Origin of the sequence: Nakamurella flavida (assembly GCF_030811475.1) — a bacterium.
Taxonomy (GTDB): Bacteria; Actinomycetota; Actinomycetes; order Mycobacteriales; family Nakamurellaceae; genus Nakamurella; species Nakamurella flavida.
On the sequence record NZ_JAUSQV010000001.1, the window covers coordinates 2,216,525 to 2,243,071 of the forward strand.

Here is a 26,547-nt window from a genome sequence, read left to right on the forward strand (position 1 = left end):
CCTCAGCCCGCCCGCCCCAGGTCGATGGTGGTCCGCAACCGGGTGATGGCCGGCTCGGGCGGGGTCGACCCGAACCCGAAGTGCACCGGTGGGTCGACCGGTCGGATCTCGCCCAGGTCCTCGCCGTCGAAGTTGGCCGAGACCCCCTCCAGGCGGTGCAGATCGGTGGCGGAGTACCACTCCCGCCGCCCGCCACCGGCGGTCCCCCGGGTGCGCACCCCGGACAGCGCCACCCGGGCCACCGGGTCGATGGCGCTGGTCCACCAGCGGGTCCGGGACAGCGTGCGCGGCACCAGCTGCAGCGCGGTGCCCAACGGCGCCCGGCGGCCGACCCGGAAGGCGACGGCCAGCTCGGGAGCCACCACGTCCCAGCGCCGGCCCTCCAGGCCGCGCCGTACAGGGGTCACCCGGACCTCGTCGAACGTGTAGGTGGCGGCGATGAAATCGGCGAGCTCCTGGGTGGGGGCGAGCAGGATCCGGTGCCCGTCGCCACGTTCGATCATCACGTCGGTGACCGACCCGAACGGCGAACGCGGCCACATCCCGATGACCAGGCGCGTCCCGCTGGCCGTGCCGAACCCGGCGATGGCCCCGTCGAACACGAGGAAGGTCCGCGATCGCCGACGCTCAGGTCCCATGACCGAGGACGGTACTGCCCGGCCCCGTCAGCCCCCGGTGCGGTGGCGGCTCAGGAGGAGGCCGGTCCGATCGTCACGGTTCCCCCGACGTAGTCGAAGGCGATGGTGCGGCCCAGGTAGATGTGGTTGGAGGTGTTGAACACCGTCGCGCCGCCCAGCGTCATCACCTCGGTCTGCACGGTCGACGAGCCCGGGGCGAAGGACCACACGGCCTGTCCCGACGGGGTGGTGATGGCCACGTCGGTGAGGGTCTCGGAGGCGGCCGGGACGCCGGGCTTGCCTTCCCCCAGCAGCACCGAACCCGCCCCGGAGTCCAGGTCGGTGGCTCCGCAGGTGCTCGTGCCCTGGTTGAACGCCCAGCACAGGGTGACGTCCTTGCCCCAGCCGGTGACCCCGCCGCCGGAACCCTCCGCGGTCAACGGCACCTGGACGGCGCCGGCAGCCGGTGCCGCGACGGGCCCCAGCACCCAGCTCCCGGGGGAACCTCCGAGCTGGGCACCGGTCAGGGTGGACCCGCTGTCGTAGGGAGCCGGGAGCAGCCCCTGGACGGCCATCACCGTCGGGTTCTCCCCGCCCGAACCGGCGGCGATACCCAGGATGCCCTTCGCCGCCACCCCGAAGCTGCTGTTGCCCGACCCGCTGGCGTAGGTCCCGAAGGTCACCGGCCCGCTCGTCGACACACCCCCCAGGTCGACGACCGCGCTCTGCAGGGTGCCGGTCAGCTGACCCTTGGCGTAGGTCATGGAGAAGTTCTGCGCGGGCGAGGGTGTGGTGACGGCCGAGCCGACCACGCCCTGCTCGACGTAGAGCCCGGTGGACCCGGTGTCGAGCAGGACCGGGAAAGGCGCCCCGCCGCCGACGGAGATGTCCACCGTGAAGGAGATGCCCTTGTCGTCGTGCGTGGTCAGGGGCAGGGACACCGTCGACCCGCTCGGGGCCACCGTCGATGTCGTCCCCGACGCCGACGCCGATCCCGCCGTGGACGACGCCGCCGGCGACACCGCTGAGGACTACACCGCTGAGGACGACACCGCTGAGGACGACACCGCTGAGGACGATGCCGCTGTGGCAGACCCGGCGGAGGTGGCGGCCGGAGCAGCGCACCCGGCCAGCAGCACGGGGAGCAGGATCAGGGCGGGGCGGCCGATACGCATGGATCAAGGATGCGCTGAGCCATGTGTGCTCACGATGAGTCATCGGCCCAGGTCAGCGGATGCCGCTCCGGGCGAAACCCTGCACGAAGTACTTCTGGAAGGCCAGGAAGACGACCACCATGGGCACCACGTTGATGAGGGCGAAGGCCATCGTCCCGCCGTAGTCCGACCCGAACTGGCCCTGCAGGTACAGCAGGCCGATGGGCAGCGTGTAGAGCGCGTTCTCCTTGAGGGCGATCAGCGGCCAGGCGAAGTCGTTCCAGGTCTGCAGCAGGTTCATGAAGAACAACACCGCCAGCAACGGCTTGCACAGCGGGAGCACCACGCTCCAGAACACCCGGCCGTGGCCGGCGCCGTCGATCCGGGCCGCCTCGATGAGGTCCCGGGGGATGGCGATGATGAACTGGCGGGCCAGGAACACCCCGAAGGCCGAGCCCGCGGTGGGCAGGATGACGGCCCAGTAGCTGCCGTACAGGCCGAGTCCGGTGACCAGGTTGAACAGCGGCACCATGATCACCTGCACCGGGATCATCAGGGTGGAGAGGATGACCAGGAACAGGGTCGAGGATCCGCGGAACCGCAGGAGCGCGAACGCGTACCCGCCGAGCATGCTGGCCGTCACCGAGATCAGCGCGACCACCGCGGCGATGGCCACCGAGTTCCCGAACCAGGCCACCACCGGGTAGTTGTCGAACACCCGGCGGAAGTTCTCCAGGGTCAGCGCCCGGGGCCAGAGCCGGAAGCTCCCGCCCAGCAGCTCCGCGCGACTGGTGAACGCGACGACGACCATCCAGTACAACGGGACCAGGATGATCACGGCGATCACCAGCGCGATCAGCAGCCGCAGCCACATCCAGCGCCGCTCGGTGGGGCGACGCCGGGCCGGGGCCTCCGGCGCCCGGTCCAGGACGGCGGGGCGCGTCACCGCAGACCCCGCGCGTGCGCCGGAGCGGGACGAGGCCCGTTGAGCTGCAACATCATCCCACCTGGTCCCGGGTCCGGCTGGTCTTCCACTGCACCGCGGTGAAGGCCAGCATGAGCACCAGCAGCACGACCCCGATGGCGGCCGCGTACCCCTGGTCCCGGGTGACGAACCCGGTGTCGTAGGCGTAGGTGACGAGCACGGACGTCGCGTTCTGCGGCCCGCCGCCGGTCATCACGAAGATCAGGTCGAAGACCTGGAAGGAGTAGATGACGTTCATGATCAGCAGGAAGAAGGTGGACGGGCCGACCAGCGGGACGGTCATGTAGCGGAACCGCTGCCAGCCGCCGGCCCCGTCGAGCTTGGCCGCCTCGTACACCTCGGGACTGATGCCCTGCAGGCCGGCCAGGTAGATCAGCATGTTGAAACCCAGCCGCCACCACAGGGTCACCAGCACGACGGAGGCGAACGCGGCCGTGCCGCCGGACTGCCACGGGACGGTCGGCAGACCGACGAACCCGAGCAGCTTGTCCAGCAGGCCGTTGTTCTCGTCGAACACCAGCAGGCCCATCAGCGCGGTGGCCACCCCGGAGATGGCCATCGGCAGGATCAGAATCGAGCGGAGCAGCCCCCGGGCGGGCAACACGGTGTTCAGCAGCACCGCCGCGCCCAGGCCGATGGCCATGGCCACCGGGGTGACGATCACCGTGAACAGGAACGTGTTCAGCGTGGACCGCCAGAACAACGAGTCGGTGGCCAACCGCGCGTAGTTGTCCAGCCCGACGAACGATCCGGACCCGAACCCGTTGGTGCGCTGCAGGCTGGTGACGACGGCGCCGCCCAGCGGGAGCAGCACGAAGACCCCGAGCAGGATCAGCGTGGGGGTCAGGAAGGCGTACCCCGCCGCCGTCTCCCCCGCCCCGCCCGAGGTGCGACGCCGGGCGCGACGACCGCCGCCGGCCGGCTGCGTCCCCGCCGGGTCCGCCACGGCCGTGGCCGCGGCGGTGGTGACCGGCGAGGTCACCGGGCGGTGGCCGCGGCGATGCCGGCGGTGAGCGCGGCGATGGTGTCGTCGGTGCTCTGCCCGCCCACGAACGCGTTCTCCAGCTGGTCCTTCAGCACGGTGATGATCCCGGGCATCGACGGGGACGCGACCTGGCCGGCGTCCTGCGCCTGCACGGCCGAGGCCTGCCCGACGAAGACCGGTGACAGCTCGGGCCGCACGGCGAACTCGATCCCGCTCTCCACCAGATCGCCGCGGGTGGGCAGCAGCGAGGCCCCGGCGCAGAAGTCCCGCATCGGGTCGGCCTCGGTGAGGGAGGACAGGAACGCCGCGGCCAGCTCGGCCCGCGGGGTGGCCGCGGTCGCGACCAGGGCGTTGCCGCCGAAGTCGCTGCCGGCACGGGCGTTCCGCGGGGCGAAGGTCGCGCCCCAGGTGAAGTCCAGCGTGGAGGTGGCGTCCGGGATGAGGAAGGCCCCGCCCCAGGTCATCGCCGCGGTCTGGCTGTACCAGGTGTCACTGGCATATGTGGTGGACTTGACCGAGTTGTTGGCCGGCACCCAGTTCTGCGTGAAGAAGCTCTTGCTGAAGTCCAGCGCGGCCCGGCCGGCGTCCGAGTCGATGGCCGGGGTGATCAGGTCGTCGGCCAGGAAGCGGCCGTCGGACTGGAACAGCAGACTCAACCAGCGGGTGACGCCGTTGCCCTGCCAGTTGTAGGCCATCGGGTACTTGTCGGCCGGCAGCGCGGCGCGCAGGGTGGTGGCGACCTGGCCGAGCTCGTCCCACGTCCAGGCCTGGTCCAGCGCGGTCGGCACCGACGTGATGCCCGCGGAGTCCAGGGCGTCCTTGTTGTAGAGGATCACCGAGGTGTCGGTGTGGTGCGGGACGCCGAACGGCTTGCCGCCGTTCTGCACCGCGGCCCAGGCCTGCGGGGTGAAGCGGTCCCCGAAGTTCGCCTCCAGGTGCGGGGTGAGGTCGAGCAGCTGGCCACGGCCCGCGTACCCGCCGAAGGTGTAGTACGGCACCCGGAAGACGTCCGGCGGGTTCCCGGCCTGCAGCTGGGCGTCGATGTTGGTGAACATCTGCTCGTACGGCACCGCGTTGAGCGCGACGGTCACCCCGGTGTTGGCCTGCTCGAACCGGGCGATCGCGGCCCGGAACCCGGTCAGCTCCGCCTCGGTGCCCCAGGTGGTGAAGGACAGGGTCTGCGCGCCGCCGCTGGTGGGCGTGGCGTCGGAACTGCCGGAGGTGGAGAACCCGCCGCAGCCCGCGAGCAGGGTGCCGCCGGCCACGGCGCCCGCGAGGCCGAGGAAGCGGCGCCGGTCCAGGCCGGCCCGCAGGGCCGTGATGTCGGAGTTCAGCATGTCGTCCTCTGTCTCTCTGCGATGCGTGTCCCGGCCCCGGTCGACGCGTACGGGGGCGGGCGGGTCGGGCGAGCACCCCGTCCGCGGCGGTGTTCCCCGCAGGACCGCCACTCACACCGGCCGGGCCCGTGTCGTCGTCCGGTGCACAACCGACGAGATACCGGCAGGTGCCCCCCGGTGGATGCAGCCCCCGGGGATGCGCCCGCTCAGACGAGGGACCCCCCGGACACCGCGAACAGGGCCACATCGGCCAGCACCACGACGATCAGGCACCGGAACAACCACGGGCTGGTCGGCCGCCGGTACCCGGCGATCGCGCCGGCCACCGCCACCCCGGCGAGCACCGCGGCCGCCGCCCAGGCCCACCCGGCCGTGCGGCCCGCTCCGAAGAGCACGACCGCCGAGGAGACGAACAGCAGAGCGGGAGCGAGGACCGCGCAGATCCGTGCCCCCAGCACGTGCGGGAATCCGCGCACCCCGGTGGCCCGGTCCGCGGCCAGATCGGGCAGCACGTTGGCCAGGTGGGCGGCCACCCCGAACAGGGCGCCGGCCACCATCGCCCACCCGGCGGGCAGCACCCGGTCCGGCCGCGCCAGCGTCGCCACCGCCGGCAGCGTCCCGAACGCGACCGCGTACGGCAGGAACGAGAGCACGCTCGCCTTGAGCCCGAGGTTGTAGGCCCACCCGCAGACCACCACGAGCAGCGAGGCGACGGCAGCGGGCGGGCCGAGCAGCAGCGAGACCGCGACGCAGACGAGGACCGCTGCGCCGGCGGCGATCTCGACCTGACGCAGGGGCAGGGCGCCGGCCGCGACCGGCTTGTCCGCCCGGGCCACCGCGGCGTCGCGGGCCGCGTCGATCCGGTCGTTGGACCACCCGATGGACAGCTGACCGGCCAGCACCGCGAGACCGACGAGAGCCACCCGGCCCGCCGACAGCCCGGCCAGCACGGCCAGACCGGTGCCCACCGCCGTGACCGCCACGGTCGGGACGGGGTGGCAGGACAGCGCCAACGCCCGGACGACCGACCGCGGGTGGACGGATTCCGGGCGGGACGACATGGCCGTCATGCTAGGTCGAGCCCGCTGTCCGCCCCGGTCCTGCCATCGGGGTCTGAACGCCCTCCCCGATCGGGGGTACCGCCGTAGGGTGAAGTCCATGACGATCCTGGCCGCCGTGCACGGCGTCCTTCCCGAGCACCGGTACGAGCAGGCCGAGATCACCCGGACGTTCGCCGACATCTGCCTGGGGCCGGACGGCAACCAGGAGGTGGTGCGGCGCCTGCACACCAACACCCGGGTCGAGAGCCGGCACCTGGCCCTGCCGCTGGAGCGGTACGCCGGGCTCGCCGATTTCACCGAGGCCAACGACGCCTTCCTGGCCGTGGCCGAGGAGCTCGGCGCCCAGGCCCTGCTCGGTGCTCTCGAGCAGGCCGGGATCGCCCCGTCCGAGGTGGACCTGATCGTCTCCACCACGGTCACCGGACTGGCCGTCCCCTCCCTCGAGGCGCGCATCGCCGCCCGGGTGGGCCTGCGGCCGGACGTGCGGCGGGTGCCGCTGTTCGGGCTGGGCTGCGTGGCCGGCGCCGCCGGCATCGCCCGCCTGCACGACTACCTGCTGGGCCGGCCCGACCAGGTCGCCGTCCTGCTCGCCGTCGAGCTCTGCTCGCTGACCGTGCAGCGCAACGACCGGTCGGTGGCCAACCTGGTCGCCAGCGGACTGTTCGGCGACGGTGCCGCCGCGGTGGTGGCCGTCGGCGCCGACTACGCCCGCGAGCACGACATCACCGGGCCTCGGGTGCTGGACAGCCGCAGCCATCTCTACCCGGACACCACCCGCACCATGGGCTGGGACATCGGCGCCCGCGGGCTGACCATCGTCCTGGACGCGCAGGTCCCGGTGCTGGTCAAGCAGTACCTCGGGATCGACGTCCGCGGGTTCCTCGCCGAGCACGGCCTGTCCGTCCCGGAGGTGGGCGCCTGGGTCTCGCACCCCGGCGGCCCGAAGGTGATCGAGGCCATCGAGGACGAGCTGGGTCTGCCCCCGGACGCCCTGGAGATGACCTGGCGATCGCTGGCCGAGGTCGGCAACCTGTCGTCGGTGTCCGTGCTGCACGTCCTGCGCGACACCCTGGCCAAGCGGTCGCCCACGCCCGGCACCCCCGGGATGCTCATGGCCATGGGTCCCGGTTTCTGCTCCGAGCTGGTGCTGCTGACGTGGTGAGCGGCGCCCGCCGGTCGGCCGGGAGCGGCCGGTGACCACCGCGTACCTGGTGCTGATCGCCCTGGTCGGGCTGGAACGCCTGGCCGAGCTCGTCGTCTCGAAGCGCAATCTGGCCTGGTCCCGGCGGCGCGGCGGGATCGAGGTGGGCAGCGGCCACTACCCGTTCATGGTCGTGCTGCACACCGGCCTGCTCCTCGGCTGCCTGCTCGAGGTCACCGTGGCCGACCGTCCGTTCGTCCCCGCCCTGGGCTGGCCGATGCTGGCCCTGGTCGTCGCCTCCCAGGCGCTGCGCTGGTGGTGCATCACCACCCTGGGACCCCGCTGGAACACGAAGATCGTCGTCATCCCCGGCCTGCCGCTCGTCACCGGTGGGCCGTACCGTTTCTTCACCCACCCGAACTACGTGGCCGTGGTGATCGAGGGGATCGCTCTGCCGCTCGTGCACAGCGCGTGGATCACCGCCGCGGTGTTCACGGTGGCCAACGCCGCCCTGCTGTACACCCGCATCACCCGGGAGAACGCGGCCCTGGCGTCCGCGTCGGGCACCCGGTGAGCACGCCGGCCCGACGGTTCGACACCGACGTGCTGGTCGTCGGGGCCGGTCCGGCCGGGTTGGCCGCCGCCCTGCACGCCCGGGCCCGCGGCCTGCGGGTCGCCGTGCTGGACCCGCGGGTCGCACCGATCGACAAGGCCTGCGGGGAGGGGCTGATGCCCGGTGCGCTGGCCGGCCTGCGCGGGTTGGGCGTCACCGTCACGGGGCAGCCGATCGCCGGCATCCGGTATCTCGCGTCCGGATCGTGCGCGGAGGCCCGCTTCCGCGCCGGTCCGGGCGCCGGGGTGCGCCGCACCGACCTGGCCGCCGCGCTCTCCACGGCCGCGCAGGACCGCGGCGTCCAGGTGCACCGGGCGACCGCCGGGCCCGTCACCCAGGACGCGGACGGCGTCACCGTCGCCGGCATCCGGGCGCGCTATCTCATCGCCGCGGACGGCCTGCACTCCCCGGTCCGCCGCGGGCTCGGCCTGGACGCACCGGTCCGCGGCGCCCCCCGGTGGGGACTGCGCCGGCACTTCCCGGTCGCCCCCTGGACGGATCTGGTCGAGGTGCACTGGTCCCGGCACGCCGAGGCGTACGTGACCCCGGTGGGACCCGGCCAGGTCGGCGTGGCCGTGCTGTCCGGCGTCCGGGGGAGCTTCGACGACCACCTCGCCGCGTTCGCCTCCCTGGCCGACCGGCTGGCCGGCGTCCCCGGGACGCCGGTGCGCGGCGCCGGACCGCTGCGCCAGCGGGCCCGCCGCCGGGTCGCGGGTCGGGTGTTGCTGGTCGGCGACGCCGCCGGGTACGTCGACGCGCTCACCGGCGAGGGCATCGCCGTGGCCCTGGCCGGGGCGGCCGCCGCCGTCGACTGCCTGGCCCGGGACCGACCGCAGGAGTACGAGGCGGCGTGGACGGCCGCCACCCGCCGCTACCGTTGGCTGACGGCCGGTCTGCTCGCCGCGAGCCGGGTGACCCCGGTCCGCCGGGCGCTGGTGCCGGCCGCGTCCGCCCTGCCGGCCGTGTTCGGCGGGGTGGTCGACGCCCTGGCCGGTCACTCCGACGGCGGGCGGACCACATCCGCCCGCACCCGATGGCACCACCTGGAAGGAGCGAGATGACCCTGTCGTCCCCGCCGTCCCTGACCACCGCCCGACCCGAGCAGGTGGTGCTCTGCGCACCCGACGGCTCCTTCGCCGGCGTCGCCGACAAGGCCGGCGTGCACACCACCGACACCCCCCTGCACCTGGCGTTCTCCTGCTACGTGCTGGACACCGCCGGACGCCTGCTGGTCACCCGCCGGGCCGCCGCCAAGATCACCTGGCCCGGTGTGCGCACCAATTCGTGCTGTGGCCATCCCGGACCGGACGAACCCATCGCCGACGCGGTGCTCCGCCGACTCTCCACCGAGCTCGGCCTGGAGGTGGACCGGGTCGACCTGCTGCTGCCGCGGTTCCGCTACCGCAGCGTCATGGCCGACGGCACGGTGGAGAACGAGCTGTGCCCGGTGTTCCGGGCCGTGGTGCCCGAGGGCACCCCGGTGCGCCCCGATCCCGCCGAGGTCGACGAGACCTGGTGGCAGGCGTGGCCGGAGTTCGTCGCCGCGGTCGAACTCGCCGACGACTCGCTGTCCCCCTGGGGGGCGCTGCAGGTCGACCAGCTCGCCGCCCTCGGCCCCGACCCGCTGAGCTGGCCGACCGCCGACCCCGCCGACCTGCCCGCCGCGGCCCTGCGCAGCTGACCGCCGGCCGGCTCAGCCGGTGGGCGTCGCCGTGGTGGTGACGGTCACCGTGACCGGCGCGGGGTAGGCCGGATCGTTCGCGCTCCACCCGCTGACGAAGGCGCGGTGGGTGGTGCCCAGGTCGACGGTCAACTCGACCGTCACCGGCGGCAGACCCTCGCCCAGGGTGAGGACGATCGATTCCGCCGTCTCCGGACCGTCGTACTCGGTCAGGTTCCGCCAGCTCAGCGTGGTGCCGGCGGCCGCCCCGGGGGCCAGGGTGACGGGGGCCGTGGTCGCCCGGCCGTCCGTCTCGCCCACCGTCCCCGGTTCGGCGGTGATGTCGAACCGCTGACCGTCCTCCGCCAGGAAATCGACCGCCGGGACACCGTCCAGCACCACCGGCGCGTCGGTGCAGTTCAGCGCGGTGAGCAGGATGAACCGCTGACCCATCGCGGCGTCCCGGCCGTCGACGACGACCGGCACACCGCCGTCGGCGCACCGGTCCACCACGATCTCCGACACCCCCGGCTCGGTCGGTACGGACGGCACTGTCGGCACTGTCGGGTCGGATGGCTGTGTCAGGGCCGAGCCGGTGAGGGTGGTCCACACGTCCATGGTTGGCAGGGTCGCGATGACCGCGCTGCTCGACGCGGCGGGCACGGGGGCCGTCGGGCCCGCACACCCGGCGGCCGACAGGACGGCCGCAGCCAGCAGGCCGACCGCGATGCGGCCGCGAAGCCGGACCTGCGGACGGCTGGGGGTCGGGTCGGGGTGCGCGGCCATCGGGTCATCATCGGGTACGAGCTGACGCCGGCCGGCCCGGCACCGATCCCGTCGGTCTCGGTCGGCACAGGACCCAGGTCCATGGTTCCGGCCCCGGAGCCGCGTCAGAGTGGACGAGGCAGGGCCCCACCGGGAGGAACTGCCCGACCACGACCGGGGGGGCACGGGTGAGGATGCCGGCGCGGCGACGATCCACCCGACTCGGCTGTGTCGCGGTGGCTCTGCTCGCCGTCACCGCCTGCAGCGGGGTGACCCCGGTGGCCCGTCCACCGGCCACCAGGACCGCTGTCTCGGTGATGACGACCGGGGTCGCCCCGGCCTCCCCCGTCCTGGACGACCGCCTGGGTGGCGCCCGTGACGCGGTGGCCGCGGCGGTGCAGCAGGCGGTCGTGGACCACGATCTGCAGGCGGCGATCGTCCGGGTCACCGTCGACGGCCGCGATGTGTGGACCGGCGCCGTCGGCACCTCGATGACCGGCGTGCCCGCCACGACCGACATGCACTTCCGCAACGGGGCGGTGGCCTTCAGCTACATCGGCACGCTGCTGGCCATCCTGGCCGGGCGGGGTGAGCTCGACCTGGACGGCACCCTGGACCGCTGGCTGCCGGGCCTGCCGCACGCCGATCGGATCACGGTCCGCATGCTCGCCACCATGACGTCCGGGTACGCCGACTACGTCTACCGACCCGAGGTGTTGGACGGCACCGACGCCGACCCCTTCCGGCAGTGGACGGACGACGAGCTCATCGCCATCGGTACGTCACAGCCGCTGATGTTCGAGCCCGGCACCAACTGGGGCTACTCGTACACCAACTACCTGATCCTCGGCCAGGTGATCACCCGGATCACCGGCGAGCCGCTGGACGTGGTGATGGACGAGGAGATCCTCGGGCCCCTCGGCCTGCGGAACACCTCGTCGGCCGACACCGCGCAGATTCCGCCACCGGTGCTGCACAGCTACACCTCCGAGCGCCGGGCCTTCCTGGGGGTACCGGCCGGGACACCGTTCACCGAGGACGCGACGTACTGGAACCCGTCCTGGACGACCGCGACCGGCGCCGTGCAGAGCACCGACATCGTCGATCTCGCTGCCACGGCCGAGGCGATCGGCTCCGGCGCGCTGGTGACCCCCGCGCTGCTCGCCGAGCAGGTGGGCAAGCGGCTGGTCGGGGTGGGCGAACGCACCCCGCAGTGCCCCGTGTGCGGCCCCCTGACGGCGGACCGCACGTACGGCATGGGGGTGCTGCTGCTGGGGGACTGGATCGCCCAGAGCAAGAACTTCGCCGGTGAGGGCGGGGCGATGGCCTATCTGCCGTCCGAGCGCATCGCCATCGCCCTGGTCACCACCCTGACCCCCGACGCCTGGGACGAGCAGGGAGTGGCCGGCGACCCGAGCCTGCCCGTCCTGCGCGCCATCGCCGCAGCGGTCGCACCCGACCATCCCCTGGGGCCGGGCTGACCGTCCGATCCGCGCCGTCCACGGGAGGCTGCGGCCGCTCCCCTGCCACACTAAGACCGTGACCCCGCCTCGTCTCCTGACGACCATCAGCAGCCTCGTGACCACCCTGTTCCTGCGGCGTCGGCCGCGCACCACCCTGCTGGTGGTCGCGTCGGTCTGGCTGATCCGGGCCTGCTGGGGTGTGCTGCCGGCCATCGGGGCCTCCCGCAGGCGCATCGCCCGGGCCGCAGCCGGGTCGCCGGAGTTCCGTGACGGCGCGTTCCGCAACACCCTGCCGACCGCGGTGATGGTGCCCGGATCCGGTCCGACGCTGCTGAAGACCATGCTCACCCGGGGTTCCGTCGGCCGCCCGAACGGTGACATCCCACTCGCCCGGCCGGATCTCGACGGACCGGTCGGCCCGCTCGCGGTGACCTGGCTGGGGCACGCGTCGACGCTGGTCGAACTGGGCGGGGCCCGCATCCTCACCGACCCGGTCTGGCAGGAGCGGGTGTCCCCGTCGCAGGTGGTCGGGCCGGCCCGGCTGCACCCGATGCCGCTCGCCCTGGTCGAGCTGCCGCAGGTGGACGCGATCGTCATCTCGCACGACCACTACGACCACCTGGAGCTGGCCGCGGTCCGCACCCTGCTGCGCACCCAACGCGCCCCGTTCCTGGTGCCCACCGGCATCGGCGAGCACCTGCGCGGATGGGGTGTCCCGGAGAGCCGCATCCACGAGCTCGGCTGGAACGAGAGCGTCACCATCGGCGAGATCACCTACACCTGCACGGAATCCCGTCACTTCTCCGGCCGCAGCCTGCGCCGCAACACCACCCTCTGGGCGTCCTGGGTGTTCGCCTCCCCGCAGGAGCGGGTGTTCTTCGGCGGCGACACCGGCTACACCCCGGCCTTCGCCGGCATCGGCGCCCAGCACGGCCCGTTCGACCTGACGATCCTGCCCATCGGCGCGTACGGCGCGCAGTGGCCGTCGATCCACATGGACCCCGAGGAGGCCGTCCGGGCGCACGGTGATCTGGGCGGTCAGCTCCTGCTGCCGATCCACTGGGCCTCGTTCGACCTCGCCGCGCACTCCTGGGCCGAGCCGATCGAGCGCCTGCAGGTCGCCGCCCGCTCCGCCGCCTCCCCGGTGCGGATCGTCGCCCCCCGCCCCGGTCAGCGCGTCGTCGTCGCCGAGCCGCTGCCCGTCGAGCCCTGGTGGGCCCCGCTCAGTTGAGCTGCTGTCGCCGACGCCGGGCGGGCGGGCGGGCGGGGCCGCCCGTCGCGTCACGGGCCGATCCCGCCGCGCCCGCGTCGGGACCCGATCCCGTGAACGCGCCTCGGACTCACGCACGCGCCTCACATCAGCAGCGCGTTCACGCAACGCGGGCGCGTCCGCGCCTCAGCCCGCCCCGGATCACCAGATGCGCACGCGCTCCTCGGGCGCGAGCCACATCGCGTCGCCCTCGGTCACCCCGAAGGCGCGGTGGAACTCGTCCAGGTTGCGGACGACCTGGTTGCAGCGGAACTCCGCCGGCGAGTGCGGGTCGATGGCCAGGTAGCGCAGAGCCTCCTGGTCGCGGATCTTGGTGCGCCACAGCTTCGCCCACTGCAGGAACATCCGCTGCACGTCCTCGTCCGGCGGGGTGCCGGGCAGGCCGTCCTCGACGCGAGCGATGACCCACGCCTGGAAGGCGATGCCGAGACCACCCAGATCACCGATGTTCTCGCCGACGGTGAGCGCCCCGTTGACGGGGTGCCCGGGCAGCTGCGCCGGCTCGAGGGCGGAGTACTGGTCGATCAACTTCCGGGTCAACGCGTCGAAGGCGTCCCGGTCGGCCTGGGTCCACCAGTCGTGCAGGGCGCCCGTGCCGTCGTACTTGGAGCCCTGGTCGTCGAAGCCGTGGCCGATCTCGTGGCCGATGACGGCGCCGATCCCGCCGAAGTTCGCGGCGTCGTCGGCGTCCATGTCGAAGAACGGCGGACGGAGGATGGCGGCGGGGAAGACGATCTCGTTCATGCCGGGGTTGTAGTACGCGTTCACCGTCTGCGGCGTCATGAACCATTCGTCCCGGTCGACCGGCTGCCCGATCTTGCCCATGTCCCGGTCGAAGTCGAGGGCGGCGGCGCGGGCGGCGTTGCCGAGCAGATCGGCCGGGTCGATGGTCAGGCCGGCGTAGTCGCGGAACCGGACGGGGTAGCCGACCTTGGGGGTGAACGCCTCCACTTTTTCCAGCGCGCGGACCTTGGTGTCCTCGCTCATCCAGTCCAGCTCGCGGATGCTGAGCCGGTAGGCGTCCATCAGGTGCTCGACGAGCGTGTCCATCCGCTCCTTGGCCGCCGGCGGGAAGTGCCGCTGCACGTACAGCGCACCCAGGGCCTCGCCCACGGCCCGCTCGACGAGCCCGACCCCGCGCTTCCACCGTTCGCGCAGCTCCGGGGTCCCGGAGATGATGCGGCCGTAGAAGTCGAAGTTGGCCTGCACCAGAGCTTCCGGGCCCAGCGGTGCCGTGGCGTGCAGGATCTCCGCGCTGAGCCAGTCGCGCCAGGCGTCGACTCGCTCGTCGGTCAGCAGGTCCGCGAGCCCGGCGAAGTAGTCGGGCTGCCGCACGACGACGGCGTCGAACGCCGTGGCCGGGGTCCGGGCGCCGGCGCACCAGCGGTCCAGCACCCAGCTGGGCAGCAGCTCGTCCAGGCCGGCCCGGTCCATCGGGTTGTAGGTCTGGTCGGCGTCGCGGCATCGGACCCGATCCCAGTGCCGGGACGCGATGTCGGTCTCCAGGGCGAGGACGCGATCGGCCCGGGCCGGCGCGTCGTCGAGGCCGGCCAGGGTCAGCATCTCGGCCAGGTGGGTCCGGTACTGCTCGCGGATCTCGGCGTACTGCTCGTCGCGGTAGTACGACTCGTCCGGCAGGCCCAGCCCCGCCTGCCACAGGTTGGCGACGTTGCGGTCCGGCTGCGCGGGGTCGGAGTCCACGTCGACGGCGAAGAACCCCCCGACACCCGCGCGGCGCAGGGCGCCCACCGACTCGACCAGGTCACCGACGGAGCCGATCCCCTGCACGCGGGCCACCTGCTCACGCACCGGGGCCAGACCGATCTGCTCGATCCGCTCGGTGTCCATGAAGCTGCGGTAGAGCCCGCCGATCAGCTGCTCCGGAGTGCCGGGCGCCGCGTCCTGCTGCCCGGCGACCTCCTCGACGATCTCCCGGCAGGCGGCCTCGGAGTCGTCCCGCAACGCGTGGAACGCCCCGTCGACGCTGCGGTCCGGCGGGATGACGGCTTCGCGCAGCCACCGCCCGTTGACCGCCCGGAAGAGGTCGTCCTGGGGGCGCACGGCGGGGTCGCCCGCGGGATCGTCGGTCGAGATCGTGGGCACAGCCGCCATGTCGAGCTCCTCCTTCGTCGGCCGTTCCCGGCCCGGTCAGCTCTGGGCACGGTACCCGCGGCCCATGGGCCCACCCCCGGCGCGGACGTGCCGTCGGGGACGGCGGTCGATCCCGTCCTTGACACTGGGCCGTTGTGACTGTTCAATCACTTACATGACGACGAAGGCCACGGCGGGTCGCTCCACGGCAGAGGCCCAGCGCCGGCGCATCACCACGTGCGCCGTCGCCGTCTTCGCCCGGACGGGCTACCACGCCACCCCGGTCACCGAGGTGGCCGAGGCCGCCGAGGTCTCCCCGGCGTACATCTTCCGGCTGTTCCCCGGAAAGCTCGGCCTCTTCGTCGCCGCGGTCGAACACTGCTATTCCCGGGTGGCGACCGTGCTCACGGAGGCCGGTGAACGCGCGTCGGCGGCCGGTCCCCGGGAACGGCTGGAGGCGATGACCGCCGCCTACGTGGAGCTCATCGCCGATCGCGACCTGATCATGCTGCAGGCCCATGCGCAGAGCGCCTGCGAGGTGCCGGAGATCCGGTCCGCCGTCCGCCGGGGCCTGGCCGGGGTCGTCACCGCGGTGACGAACGTGTCCGGCGCCCCGGACGCGGCTGTCCAACGCTTCATCGCCTACGGGCAGCTCTGTCACCTGATCGTCCAGACCGACCTCGACGGCGAGCCCGCCTCCTGGGCCCGCACCCTCACCGCCGGCATCGCCCACCCCGCCTGACCGATCACCCCGCCTGACCGACCAACCGGCCCCCACCGGCTCGCACTCCTGCGCCCGCAGAAGTGACTGTTCGATCACTCACCTGGAGACCCCGATGGCCACCACCCCGCTGCCCCCCACCACCGTCCGGGTCGTCCTGCCCGGCCTCGTCGAACCGGCCGTCCTGCTGGTCGAGAACGCCCCCGTGCCCCGCCCGGCGGACGGCGAGCTGCTGGTCGCCGTCCAGGCGACCGGGATCTCCTACGCCGAGCAGTCCATGCGGCGCGGGCGCTACTTCGGACAGCCCGCGTTCCCGTTCACCCCCGGGTACGACCTGGTCGGCACGGTCCTGGAGTGCGGCCCGGGCACGGACCCCGCGCTGCTGGGCCGCCGGGTGGCCGCGCTGACCAAGACCGGGGCCTGGGCCGGTCACGCCGTCGTCCGGGCCCGGGACGCGGTGCCGGTCCCCGACGGCCTGGCCTCGGAGGACGCCGAGGCGGCCACCGTCAACGGGGTCACCGCCTGGCAGATGCTGCACCGGGCCGCCCGCATCCGCAGCGGCCAGACCGTCCTGGTGTTCGGGGCCAACGGCGGGGTCGGCGGCCTGCTGATCCAGCTGGCCCGGCATGCGGGGGTCCGGGTGATCGGCGCCGCGGCACCCCGCCACCACGAGGCCCTGCGCGCGGCGGGGGTCGAGCCCGTCGACCCGACCGATCCCGAGCTGGCCGCCGCGGTGCGGGCACTGGCTCCCGGCGGCGTGGACGCAGTCTTCGACAACCTCGGCGGCGACATCACCCGCACGGCCTGGAACCTGCTGGCCCCCGGCGGGACCCTGGTGGCCTACGCCATCGTGGGGGAGGTCGGCGGCACCGGCAGTCTGTGGCCGCCGTTCCTGCGGGCGCTGGCTCGGATCCTGCTGTGGAAGGTGCTGCCCAACGGCCGGCGCGCCACCTTCTACGACCTCTGGTCCGGCCACTCCACCCGCAAGGCACGCTTCCGCCGCCGACTCCACGAGGATCTGGCCCAGGTCTTCGCCCTCCTGGAGGACGGGGCGATCACCGCCGGCATCGCCGCACGCTTCCCCCTGGCCGACGTGGCCCGGGCCCTGGAGCTGGCCGAGTCCCGCACGCTGAACGGCAAGGTCGTGCTGATCCCCTGACGGTGCCGACCGGCGACCGTACGCTCGGAGCCGTGAGTACCGCCGCCCCCGTCCAGATGCTCCCGGCCGTCGTCCTGGGCAGTCGTTTCGCCCAGGAGCTCCCGGAGCTCGCGATGCCCTGGCGGGCCGACCGGTTCCCCGATCCGCAGCTCGTCCTGCTGGACGAGGATCTCGCCGCCGAGCTCGGCCTGGACCCGGCATGGCTGCGGACCCCCGCCGGGGTCGCCCTCCTGTCCGGGCAGGTCGTGCCGGAGGGGGCCGCCCCGGTGGCCCAGGCGTACGCGGGCCACCAGTTCGGCGGGTACAGCCCGCGCCTGGGCGACGGGCGGGCCCTGCTGCTCGGCGAGATCACCGGACCGGACGGCGCCCTGCGCGACCTGCACCTCAAGGGATCCGGCCGCACCCCGTTCTCCCGCGGCGGAGACGGACTGGCCGCGGTCGGGCCGATGCTCCGGGAGTACGTGATCAGCCGGGCCATGCACGCCCTCGGCGTGCCGACCACCCGGGCCCTGTCGGTGGTGGCCACCGGTGGCGGCGTGCAGCGCGACGAGCTGTTGCCCGGCGCGGTGCTGGCCCGGGTGGCGAGCTCCCACCTGCGGGTCGGCAGTTTCCAGTACGCCCGGGCGACCGGCGATCCCGAACTGGTGCGCCGGCTGGCCGATCACGCCATCGCCCGGCACCATCCCGAGGCGGCCTCCGCCGAGAACCCGTACCTGGCCCTGTTCGCCGCGGTGGTCGCCGCCCAGGCCGCCCTGGTGGCCCGGTGGATGCTGCTCGGCTTCGTGCACGGCGTGATGAACACCGACAACATGACGATCTCCGGCGAGACCATCGACTACGGCCCCTGCGCCTTCGTCGACGCGTTCGACCCGGCCGCCGTCTTCAGCTCCATCGACAGCGGCGCGCGGTACGCCTACGGCAACCAGCCCGCCGTTGCCGAGTGGAACCTGGCCCGGCTGGCCGAGGCGCTGCTCGGACTCGTGGACGACGACCAGGAGCGGGCCGTCGCCCTGGCCGTCGAGGTGCTGGGCACGTTCCGCGTGCAGTACAGCGCGGTGTGGTCGGCGGGCATGCGGGCCAAGCTCGGGCTGGATTCCGCGGACGAGGCCGTCACCGGTCCGTTGATCGACGACCTGCTGAGCCTCCTGCACACCGACCACGTGGACTGGACGGGCTTCTTCCGGGCCCTGGGTGCCGCCGCGCGGGGTGACGCCGAACCGGCCCGCGCCCTGGTGCTCGACCTGGCCGCCGCCGACAGCTGGCTGGACCGGTGGCGGGCCCTGGGGCCGGACGGCGACGCGATGGACCGGGTCAACCCGGTGTACGTGCCGCGCAATCACCTGGTCGAGGAGGCGCTGAACGCGGCGACCGACGGCGATCTCGGCCCCGTGCGGGATCTGGTCGAGGTGGTCACCCACCCCTACGACGAGCGGCCCGGGTCGGAGCGCTACGCCGTGGGCGCCCCGGAGAGCTTCGGCCCGTACACGACGTACTGCGGTACATAGAACAGGGCACCTGAGGCCGGGCACCCGACGCGCAGCGGGTCAGCCGATCCGTTCCGCGAGGGAGACGATGATGCCCTCCGGACCGCGCACGTAGGCCATCCGCCAGACGTTCTCGTACTGGCCGATCCCGCCGACCGTCTTGTAGCCGTCCGCCCGCAACCGGTCGACGGTGGCTTGCAGGTCGTCGACCTCGAAGGCGATGTTGCGCAGGCCCAGCTCGTTGGCCATCGCCGTGGGCGAGCCGGGCAGGTGGTCCGGCCGGACGAAGCTGGACAGCTCTAATCGCGTGCCGCCGTCCGGCGGCCGGAGCATCACGATCTCGGTGCGCGAACCGGGGATCCCGATCACGGTGTCCAGGAATTCCCCCTCCACGGCCATGCGCTCGCCCTCGACCTCCAGCCCGAGGCCGACGAAGAACTCGGTCACCGCGCTCAGATCGGCGACGGTGATGCCGATGTGGTCGAACCGCTGGATCGCTGTCATCGGCCGATCCTGACGAACCGACTCGGGTCCGGCCACCGGAACACTGGACAGCGCCGCTATCGATAGTTATGGTATCCAATATGCGGATGGCGGCTCTGAGCGAGCGATCGGGGATCCCGGTGGCCACGGTGAAGTACTACCTCCGCGAAGGCCTCCTGCACGCCGGAGAACGCACCAGCCGCACGCAGACCGAGTACGACGACACCCACGTCCGCCGGCTCGGCATGATCCGGGCGTTGATCGACGTGGGCGGCCTGACCGTCGCCCACACCGCCGAGGTCATCGCGGCCATGGAGGACGAGGCCGCCCCCGTCGGCGAGGTGCTCAGCACCGCCCAGCGTTCGGTGTCCCGGTTCGCCGCCACCACCACCCCACTGAGCCGTGAGCACGCCCGGGGCGATCTCGAGCGGGTCATCGACGCGCGCGGGTGGCAGGTGTCCGTGGACAACCCCGGCCGGGCCGCGGCCGTCGACGTCCTCGCCACCTTCGACCACCTGGGTGGACCCGACTACACGGCCCTGGTCCAGGCCGCCGCGGAGGCCGCCGACCTGGTCGCCGAGACCGACCTGCAGACCGTTCTGGCCACCACCGGCGGCCGCGAGGAGATGGTCGAGACCGTCGTGGTCGGCACGGTTCTCGGCGATGTGCTGATGATCGCCCTGCGCCGGATGGCCCAGGAACACCACGCCCGCAAGCAGTACCCCTGACCCGACAGCCAGTCCGGCACCTCCGCACCCCCGCACCCCCGCACCCCCGCACCTCGAGACCACCGACCCCGTACCGGGTCGGCGGGCGATGCCCCCCGCCCTGACGAAGGAGCCCCGATGACCACCGTCCAGGCCCGTCCCGCCGCTCTTCCCTCCCCCGCCACCGTCCTGCGGTGGCACCGCCCGCTGGTCGTGCTGGCCGCCGTGATGGCGGTGTGCGCCGTGGTCTCCGTCGGCGGGCTGCTGTTCGACGACCGCGAGCTGGTCGGTCAGCCCATCTGGGCCAAGCCGCTCAAGTTCTCGGTGTCGATCGCGGTGTACGCGCTCACCTGGGCGTGGCTCGTCCACCAGCTCACCCGTTTCCGGCGCACGGCGTGGTGGCTGGGCACGGTCTCCGCGGTGATGCTGGGTGTCGAGCAGGTCGTGATCGTGGCCGCCGTCCTGCGCGGCACCACCAGCCACTTCAACGTCAGCACCGGCCTGAATACGGCACTGTGGGCCGCCATGGGGGTGGCCATCGGCGTCGTGTGGGTGGCCACCTTCGTGGTCTCGCTGATGCTCTTCGCGAGCCCGGGGCCGGACCAGGCCCGCAACCTGGCCGTCCGGTTCGGCGCGCTGATCGCGGTGTTCGGCATGGCGGTGGCGTTCCTGATGACCATCCCGTCCGCGGCGCAGATCCAGGACTTCGACGGGGTCGCGGGAGCCCACGCGGTCGGTGTGGCCGATGGGGGCACCGGGCTGCCGTTCCTGGGGTGGAGCACCACCGGGGGCGATCTGCGCATCCCGCACTTCATCGGGATGCATGCCCTGCAGGCGATCCCGCTGTTCCTGCTCGTCCTGGAGCTGCTCGCCCGCCGCGTGCCCTTCCTCCGGTCGGTGCCGGTGCGCGCCCGGCTCGTCACGGTGGCCGCGGTCGGCTGGACCGCCGTCACCGCACTGCTCACCTGGCAGGCGCTGCGCGGCCAGTCGATCGTGCATCCCGACGGGCTCACCGTCGCGGTCGCCGTGGTCCTGCTGGTCGGGCTGGTGGCCGGCGCGTCCTGGTCCCTGCGCGCCCGGTCCACCGCTGCGCCCGACGAGGGTTCCGACGAGTCCGGCGTCACCCGTCATCGCCCCGGAACGGTTCATCGGGCGGGGTAACGTCATCGGCTGCCCGCGGCGGACCCTCGCCGCGCGCACCGGCGACAGGGGGATCGTGACCGACAGCGTGCAGGCCACCGGATCGTCCCGCCCAGGTCCCGGCCAGGACGACGCGGCCACCGGACCCGAGGCGGAGCTGAAGGCCGAGCAGGCCTACGTGCTGCGGCTCTACGAACGCCTGGACGACATCCGCCGGCAGACGATCCAGCTGCGCGACCGCTATCTGCGGGACAGCGACGGCACACCCGGCGGACGGGTGGAACGCGACATCGCCTACGCCCGGCACGCGTCCTCCCTGGTCGCGCTGAACGCCGCCGAGGACAAGCTGTGCTTCGGCCGGCTGGACTTCGAAGACGGCGAGGACGCCCACATCGGCCGGATGGGCATCTTCGACGACCGGGGCGATCAGAAGCAGCTGCTGATGGACTGGCGGGCCCCGTCGGCCCGGCCGTTCTACGTGGCCACCGCCATCGCCCCGCTGGGCGTCCATCGCCGCCGGCACCTGCGCACCCGCCGCCGCGTGGTCGAGTCGCTGTCCGACGAGTACCTGCAGATCCGTACGGACGGCGAGGCCGGCACCGGACTCGAGGGCGGCGGGGCGCCGCTGATCGGCGAGGCGGCGTTGCTGGCCGCACTCGAGGCCCCGCGCACCGGGCGGATGGGCGACATCGTCGAGACCATCCAGGCCGAGCAGGACCGCATCATCCGCGCCGACCAGCGCGGGGTGATGGTGGTCCAGGGCGGCCCGGGTACCGGCAAGACGGCGGTCGCCCTGCACCGCGCGGCCTACCTGCTCTACACCCACCGCGAGCAGCTCACCCACCGCGGTGTGCTGGTGGTCGGGCCGAACGCGACGTTCCTCCGCTACATCAGCCAGGTGCTGCCCTCCCTCGGGGAGAACGCCGTCGTGCTGTCCACCCCGGCCGACCTGTTCCCCGGGCTGCGCGCCACCGTCGTCGACGAGCCGGCCGTGGCCGCGCTCAAGGGGCAGACCCGGATGGCCGGGGTGCTGGCCAACGCCCTGCTCGACCGCCAGCGGATGCCCGCAGTGGCGCGGAAGATCGACTTCGAGGCCGTCCCCGGCCGGGTGCTGACCATCGACAAGGCCCTGATGAAGCGAGCCCAGGCCCGCGCCTGGGGCACCCGCGCACCGCACAACCAGGCCCGACGGGTCTTCGTCCGGACGATCCTGGACGGGCTGCTCAAGCAGACCGTCGAGAAGATCGACTCCCGCGGGGTGCGGGCCGGCGGCGAGGCGGGCGACCGCATCGTCACCCCGGAGGACAGGGACGCCCTGCGCCGCGAGCTGATGACCGACGAGAACGTGCGGGACGCGCTGGCCGAGCTGTGGCCGCGGCTGACCCCGCAGACCCTGCTGGCCGATCTGCTCGGCAGCGAGCGACGTCTCGCGTTCGCCGCGCCCGACCACTCCCCGGCCGACCGGGAACTGCTGTCCCGTCCGGCGCCCGGCGCCACCCCCGCCCGGGGGGTCCGCCGGGTGTGGACCACCTCGGACGTGGCCCTGCTCGACGAGGCCGCCGAGCTCATCGGCCCGGACGACCAGGCCGAGCGCGACCGGCTGGCCCGGGAGCGCACCGAGAACACGGACTACGCGCAGGAGGTCATGGAGCTCCTGGACACCTCGCCCGACGGCGAGGGCGAGGGCCTGGCCGGCATGGTGGGCATGGTCAGCGCGGAGGACCTGGCCGATCTGCAGGAGGAACGGGTCACCCTCACCTCGACGGCGGAACGCGCGCTGTCCGATCGGGAGTGGACCTACGGACACATCATCGTCGACGAGGCCCAGGAGCTCTCGCCGATGATCTGGCGGCTGCTCATGCGGCGGAACCCGTTGCGCTCCATGACGTTGGTGGGAGATCTGGCCCAGACCAGCGACCCGGCCGGGGCGACGTCCTGGGGGCGGGTGCTGCGGCCGTACGTGCGGGACGCCTGGCGGCTGGAGCCGTTGACGGTGAACTACCGGACACCGGCCGAGATCATGGCCGTGGCCGACCGGGTGCTGCACCGCATCGACCCGGGTCTGGCCGGGCCGACGTCGGTGCGCGAGGCCGGGGTGCTGCCCTGGCGGGTCCGGGCCGCCGACGGCGAGCTGGCCGCCACCGCGGCGCGGGTCGTCGCGCAGGAGGCGGCGAGCCTGGACGGGCGGCAGCTGGCCGTTCTCGTCGCCCCGGACGACGTGCCCGCGGTCGACGCAGCGGTCCGCGCCGCGCTGCCCGATCTGACGCAGCCACGCGGGGACGATCTGCCGCCGGTGGTGCAGGTGATGACGGTCCGCGACGCCAAGGGTCTGGAGTTCGACGTGGTCGTCGTGGTCGAGCCGGCCGCGGTGGTCGCCTCGTCCCGGCGCGGCTGGAACGACCTGTACGTCGCGCTCACCCGCTCGACCCAACGGCTCGGTGTCGTGCACACCGGCGACGTGCCGGCCGAGCTCACCGACCTGCAGGACGTCCCCGCCCCGTCCTGACCGGCGCCGACAGCGGCCTCCCGGCAGCGGGTCTCGTTCCCGGAACGGCCCACGGTCAAACAGTCCTGCCCCCGTCCACCGGATCGTCCGTGACGGGGGCGGAACGGTCTCGGGGCGAGGTCGGCGTCGGTCCCCGGGCGTACGGTGGGGTACTTCCTGAGAGGAACTTGACGATGAGTGCACGCCACCCGCGGCCCGCGGACGATTTTTCCGAGGCCGACCTGAAGGTCGAGTCCCCGAAGGACCACGCCGCCGGCCCGACGGCCGTGGCCGTGTCGATGAAGCGCTCCCTGGAGCGGATGGGCCCGATCAACACCGCCAAGACGCTGCTCAAGCTCAACCAGCTCGAGGGATTCGACTGCATGAGCTGCGCCTGGCCGGATCCCGATCCGGGCCACCGGCACGTGGCCGAGTTCTGCGAGAACGGCGCCAAGGCGGTCGCCGAGGAGGCCACCACCCGGCGCGCCACCCCGGAGTTCTTCGCGCAGTACAGCATCGCCGAGCTGGACCGGCAGTCCGAGTACTGGCTGGGCCAGCAGGGCCGGATCACCCACCCGATGATCAAGCGTCCCGGTGCCACGCACTACGAAGAGGTGCAGTGGGACGAGGCGTTCGCCCTGATCGGGGCCGAGCTCAAGAGCCTGAACACCCCCGACGAGGCCATCTTCTACACCTCGGGCCGGGCCTCCAACGAGGTCGCCTTCGCCTACCAGCTGTTCGTCCGCGCCTTCGGCACGAACAACCTGCCCGACTGCTCGAACATGTGCCACGAGTCGACGAGCATCGCCCTGCAGGAGTCGATCGGCATCGGCAAGGCCAGCGTCAGCATCGACGACGTGCACAACGCCAAGCTGCTGGTCATCGCGGGGCAGAACCCGGGGACCAACCACCCGCGCATGCTCTCCGCCCTGGAGATCGCGAAGCAGAACGGCGCGAAGATCATCTCGATCAACCCGCTGCGCGAGGCCGGACTGGTCCGCTTCAAGAACCCGCAGAACCCCAGTGGCGTCGTGGGGCGTGGCACCGAGATCTCCGATCTGCACCTACCCATCAAGATCAACGGCGACCTGGCCCTGTTCCAGGCCATCGGCGCACTGCTGGTGCAGTGGGACGCGCTGGATCACGAGTTCATCGCCGAGCACACCACCGGGTTCGAGCAGTGGCGCTCGCACGTCGAGGCGCTGGACTGGGACGCGGTCGTCGAGACCACCGGGCTCAGCCGCGCGCAGATCACCGAGGCCGCGCAACTGATCCGCGAGTCCGACGCGACGATCTACTGCTGGGCGATGGGGCTGACCCAGCACCGCAACGCGGTGGCCACCATCAAGGAGGTCGTCAACCTCGCCTTCGCCCAGGGCAACATCGGCAAGCCCGGCGCGGGCCTGTTCCCGGTCCGTGGGCACTCCAACGTCCAGGGCGACCGGACGATGGGCATCTGGGAGCGGCCGCCGGCGCACTTCCTGGACTCCCTGCAGAAGGAGTTCGGGTTCGACCCGCCGCGGGAGAACGGGCTGGACACCGTCGACTCGATCCGGGCCATGCGGGACGGCAAGGCGCACTTCTTCCTGGGGCTGGGCGGCAACTTCGTCCAGGCCGTCTCCGACACGGACGTCGCGGCCCAGGCGCTGCGCAACACCCGCATGACGGTGCACATCTCCACCAAGATCAACCGCTCGCACCTGGTCACCGGGGACACCGCGCTGATCCTGCCGACCAAGGGCCGCACCGAGAAGGACATCCAGGCCAGCGGCCCGCAGTGGATCTCGGTGGAGGACTCGACCTGCTCGGTGCACTCCTCCCGGGGGCCGCTCAAGCCCGCCAGCCCGTATCTGAAGTCCGAGGTGGAGATCATCACCCGGATCGCCGAGGCCGCCATCGGCGACCGGTACGGGCTGAACTGGCAGGGCATGCGCGACGACTACTCGGTCATCCGCACCCACATCTCGAAGGTCGTGCCGGGCTGTGCGGCCTACGAGGTGAACGTGGGTCGGCCCGGTGGGTTCGTCCTGCCGCACCCCCCGCGGGACAGCCGGACCTTCCCGACGAAGTCGGGGCTCGGCGAGTTCGTCGCCTCCCCGATCGAGGTCCTGCAGGTGCCGGAGGGGCACGTCGTGCTGCAGACGTTGCGCAGCCACGACCAGTTCAACACCACCATCTACGGCCTGTCCGACCGGTACCGCGGGATAGAGGGCGGTCGGAAGGTCGTCTTCCTGCACCCGGACGACATCGCCGCCCTCGGGCTGACCGACGGCCAGTTCGTGGACCTGCACACCCGCTGGGTCGAGGACGACATCGAGCGCAGCGTCTCCGGCTTCCGGGTCGTCTCCTACGACACCCCGCGGGGTTCGGCGGCGGCGTACTACCCGGAGACCAACCCGCTCATCCCGCTGGACTCGACCGCACTGGAGAGCAACACCCCTACGTCCAAGTCGGTGATCGTCTCCATCGTGCCCACCCTGACCGGCAATGCGAAGGCCGCCGGCCAGGACGGACAGGACGCAGTGGGCTCGGACAACGGCCACAAAGCCACGCCGCAGCCGCTGCACCTGTCCTGACCCCGACCCGTCGTTGAACGCAGCGTGATGGCCTGCCCTGGTGCAGTGATCGTGAGAGGGTGGCGCGATGACCATGCCAGGGCAGGCCTACGTGCTGATCGACGGCGAGAACATCGACGCCACCCTGGGGCAGAGCATCTTCCGGCGGCGACCGGCGCCGGGTGAGCGCCCGCGCTGGGAGCGGGTGCTGGAGTACGTCCGGACCGAGTGGCAGGACCAGGTCACCGGCCTGTTCTTCCTGAACGCCGCACTGACCCCGCTGCCCAGCCCGTTCGTCCAGGCCCTGATGACGATGCAGTACCGGCCGGTCATCCTGTCCGGGCCGCCGGACGTCAAGGTCGTCGACGTGGCCATCCAGCGCACCCTGGCCTCGCTGGCCGACCGCGAGGCCGACGTCGCCCTGCTCTCCCACGACGGCGACTTCCTCGAGGAGATCCGCCCGCTGCTGGACGGCACCCGCCGCGTCGCCCTCGTCGGCTTCCGCGAGTTGGTCAACTCCGCCTATGCCGAGCTGACGGAACAGGGCCTGCAGATCATCGACCTGGAGGACCAGGTCAAGGCGTTCAACGTGCCGCTCCCCCGCGTCCGGATCATCCCCATCGAGGACTTCGACCCGGCTGCGTTCCTCGCCTGAGGCGTGTGCGTTCGGC

23 protein-coding genes are annotated in these 26,547 nt (G+C 72.6%); 14 read left to right on the plus strand and 9 right to left on the minus strand.

Annotation, left to right across the window (positions count from 1 at the left end; all coding sequences use genetic code 11):
* Positions 1 to 2: 2 nt before the first annotated feature.
* From J2S58_RS09960 to J2S58_RS09985, 6 genes are all read right to left on the minus strand, one after another.
* Positions 3 to 638 carry a hypothetical protein gene (locus tag J2S58_RS09960; RefSeq protein ID WP_205258044.1) on the minus strand — a complete coding sequence of 212 codons (636 nt, stop codon included), beginning with the start codon at positions 636 to 638 and terminating at the stop codon, positions 3 to 5.
* A 50-nt stretch (positions 639 to 688) separates the two neighbouring features.
* Entirely contained in the window at positions 689 to 1,558 is an 870-nt protein-coding gene (locus tag J2S58_RS09965) for a pepsin/retropepsin-like aspartic protease family protein (protein ID WP_205258043.1), read from the minus strand.
* Between the two features lie 286 nt (positions 1,559 to 1,844).
* Positions 1,845 to 2,717 carry a carbohydrate ABC transporter permease gene (locus J2S58_RS09970; RefSeq protein ID WP_205258042.1) on the minus strand — a complete coding sequence of 291 codons (873 nt, stop codon included), beginning with the start codon at positions 2,715 to 2,717 and terminating at the stop codon, positions 1,845 to 1,847.
* A gap of 52 nt (positions 2,718 to 2,769) precedes the next feature.
* Complete coding sequence (locus J2S58_RS09975; protein ID WP_205258041.1) at positions 2,770 to 3,738, minus strand: carbohydrate ABC transporter permease; 969 nt, start codon at positions 3,736 to 3,738, stop codon at positions 2,770 to 2,772.
* The gene (locus J2S58_RS09980) at positions 3,735 to 5,078 is read right to left on the minus strand and encodes an ABC transporter substrate-binding protein (protein WP_205258040.1); all 1,344 of its coding nucleotides are present in this window, start codon (positions 5,076 to 5,078) and stop codon (positions 3,735 to 3,737) included. Before J2S58_RS09980 ends, J2S58_RS09975 begins: the two co-directional genes overlap by 4 nt.
* Before the next feature lie 206 nt (positions 5,079 to 5,284).
* Positions 5,285 to 6,139, minus strand: coding sequence for a UbiA family prenyltransferase (locus tag J2S58_RS09985; protein ID WP_205258039.1), 855 nt, complete (start codon positions 6,137 to 6,139; stop codon positions 5,285 to 5,287).
* A 97-nt stretch (positions 6,140 to 6,236) separates the two neighbouring features.
* Here J2S58_RS09985 and J2S58_RS09990 point away from each other — a divergent pair, with 97 nt between their 5' ends.
* Genes J2S58_RS09990 through idi form a run of 4 tightly spaced genes read left to right on the plus strand, consistent with a single transcriptional unit; the run spans position 6,237 to position 9,574 of the window.
* The gene (locus J2S58_RS09990) at positions 6,237 to 7,301 is read left to right on the plus strand and encodes a type III polyketide synthase (protein ID WP_205258038.1); all 1,065 of its coding nucleotides are present in this window, start codon (positions 6,237 to 6,239) and stop codon (positions 7,299 to 7,301) included.
* 31 nt (positions 7,302 to 7,332) lie between these two features.
* Complete coding sequence (locus J2S58_RS09995) at positions 7,333 to 7,854, plus strand: isoprenylcysteine carboxyl methyltransferase family protein (RefSeq protein WP_205258037.1); 522 nt, start codon at positions 7,333 to 7,335, stop codon at positions 7,852 to 7,854.
* Positions 7,851 to 8,954, plus strand: coding sequence for an NAD(P)/FAD-dependent oxidoreductase (locus J2S58_RS10000; protein WP_205258036.1), 1,104 nt, complete (start codon positions 7,851 to 7,853; stop codon positions 8,952 to 8,954). Before J2S58_RS09995 ends, J2S58_RS10000 begins: the two co-directional genes overlap by 4 nt.
* Positions 8,951 to 9,574, plus strand: a complete 624-nt coding sequence (gene idi / locus J2S58_RS10005; RefSeq protein ID WP_205258035.1) for an isopentenyl-diphosphate Delta-isomerase — start codon at positions 8,951 to 8,953, stop codon at positions 9,572 to 9,574. Before J2S58_RS10000 ends, idi begins: the two co-directional genes overlap by 4 nt.
* A gap of 12 nt (positions 9,575 to 9,586) precedes the next feature.
* Here the strand turns inward: idi and J2S58_RS10010 are convergent, their stop codons facing one another.
* Complete coding sequence (locus J2S58_RS10010) at positions 9,587 to 10,339, minus strand: DUF4232 domain-containing protein (protein WP_306827929.1); 753 nt, start codon at positions 10,337 to 10,339, stop codon at positions 9,587 to 9,589.
* Positions 10,340 to 10,554: 215 nt separating this feature from the next.
* Between J2S58_RS10010 and J2S58_RS10015 the strand changes: the two genes are divergently transcribed.
* Positions 10,555 to 11,799, plus strand: a complete 1,245-nt coding sequence (locus J2S58_RS10015) for a serine hydrolase domain-containing protein (RefSeq protein WP_205258033.1) — start codon at positions 10,555 to 10,557, stop codon at positions 11,797 to 11,799.
* A 136-nt stretch (positions 11,800 to 11,935) separates the two neighbouring features.
* On the plus strand, positions 11,936 to 13,012 hold the full coding sequence (locus J2S58_RS10020; RefSeq protein WP_370881865.1) for an MBL fold metallo-hydrolase: 1,077 nt from the start codon (positions 11,936 to 11,938) through the stop codon (positions 13,010 to 13,012).
* 180 nt (positions 13,013 to 13,192) lie between these two features.
* On the opposite strand, the gene J2S58_RS10025 is transcribed toward J2S58_RS10020, so the two are convergent.
* Entirely contained in the window at positions 13,193 to 15,163 is a 1,971-nt protein-coding gene (locus J2S58_RS10025) for a M13 family metallopeptidase (RefSeq protein WP_205258032.1), read from the minus strand.
* A gap of 154 nt (positions 15,164 to 15,317) precedes the next feature.
* Between J2S58_RS10025 and J2S58_RS10030 the strand changes: the two genes are divergently transcribed.
* The 3 genes from J2S58_RS10030 to J2S58_RS10040 all read left to right on the plus strand — a co-directional run bounded on the left by J2S58_RS10030 (position 15,318) and on the right by J2S58_RS10040 (position 18,527).
* Positions 15,318 to 15,884 carry a TetR/AcrR family transcriptional regulator gene (locus tag J2S58_RS10030; protein ID WP_205258031.1) on the plus strand — a complete coding sequence of 189 codons (567 nt, stop codon included), beginning with the start codon at positions 15,318 to 15,320 and terminating at the stop codon, positions 15,882 to 15,884.
* Positions 15,885 to 15,978: 94 nt separating this feature from the next.
* On the plus strand, positions 15,979 to 17,022 hold the full coding sequence (locus J2S58_RS10035; RefSeq protein ID WP_205258030.1) for a medium chain dehydrogenase/reductase family protein: 1,044 nt from the start codon (positions 15,979 to 15,981) through the stop codon (positions 17,020 to 17,022).
* A gap of 56 nt (positions 17,023 to 17,078) precedes the next feature.
* A complete protein-coding gene (locus tag J2S58_RS10040) occupies positions 17,079 to 18,527 on the plus strand; it encodes a protein adenylyltransferase SelO (protein ID WP_205258189.1) in 1,449 nt (482 codons plus the stop codon).
* A 39-nt stretch (positions 18,528 to 18,566) separates the two neighbouring features.
* Here J2S58_RS10040 and J2S58_RS10045 read toward each other — a convergent pair whose 3' ends face one another.
* A complete protein-coding gene (locus tag J2S58_RS10045; protein ID WP_205258029.1) occupies positions 18,567 to 19,010 on the minus strand; it encodes a VOC family protein in 444 nt (147 codons plus the stop codon).
* An 86-nt stretch (positions 19,011 to 19,096) separates the two neighbouring features.
* On the opposite strand from J2S58_RS10045, the gene J2S58_RS10050 reads away from it, so the two are divergent.
* The 5 genes from J2S58_RS10050 (at position 19,097) to J2S58_RS10070 (ending at position 26,531) form a co-directional block, all read left to right on the plus strand.
* A complete protein-coding gene (locus J2S58_RS10050) occupies positions 19,097 to 19,717 on the plus strand; it encodes a MerR family transcriptional regulator (RefSeq protein ID WP_205258028.1) in 621 nt (206 codons plus the stop codon).
* 117 nt (positions 19,718 to 19,834) lie between these two features.
* Positions 19,835 to 20,857 (plus strand): hypothetical protein, encoded by a 1,023-nt coding sequence (locus J2S58_RS10055; RefSeq protein ID WP_240189314.1) that lies wholly within the window; start codon positions 19,835 to 19,837, stop codon positions 20,855 to 20,857.
* Positions 20,858 to 20,912: 55 nt separating this feature from the next.
* A complete protein-coding gene (locus J2S58_RS10060; protein WP_306827938.1) occupies positions 20,913 to 23,342 on the plus strand; it encodes an ATP-binding domain-containing protein in 2,430 nt (809 codons plus the stop codon).
* 173 nt (positions 23,343 to 23,515) lie between these two features.
* Positions 23,516 to 25,897, plus strand: coding sequence for an FdhF/YdeP family oxidoreductase (locus J2S58_RS10065; RefSeq protein WP_205258026.1), 2,382 nt, complete (start codon positions 23,516 to 23,518; stop codon positions 25,895 to 25,897).
* A gap of 67 nt (positions 25,898 to 25,964) precedes the next feature.
* Positions 25,965 to 26,531 carry an NYN domain-containing protein gene (locus J2S58_RS10070; protein ID WP_205258025.1) on the plus strand — a complete coding sequence of 189 codons (567 nt, stop codon included), beginning with the start codon at positions 25,965 to 25,967 and terminating at the stop codon, positions 26,529 to 26,531.
* The last annotated feature ends 16 nt before the right edge of the window (positions 26,532 to 26,547 follow it).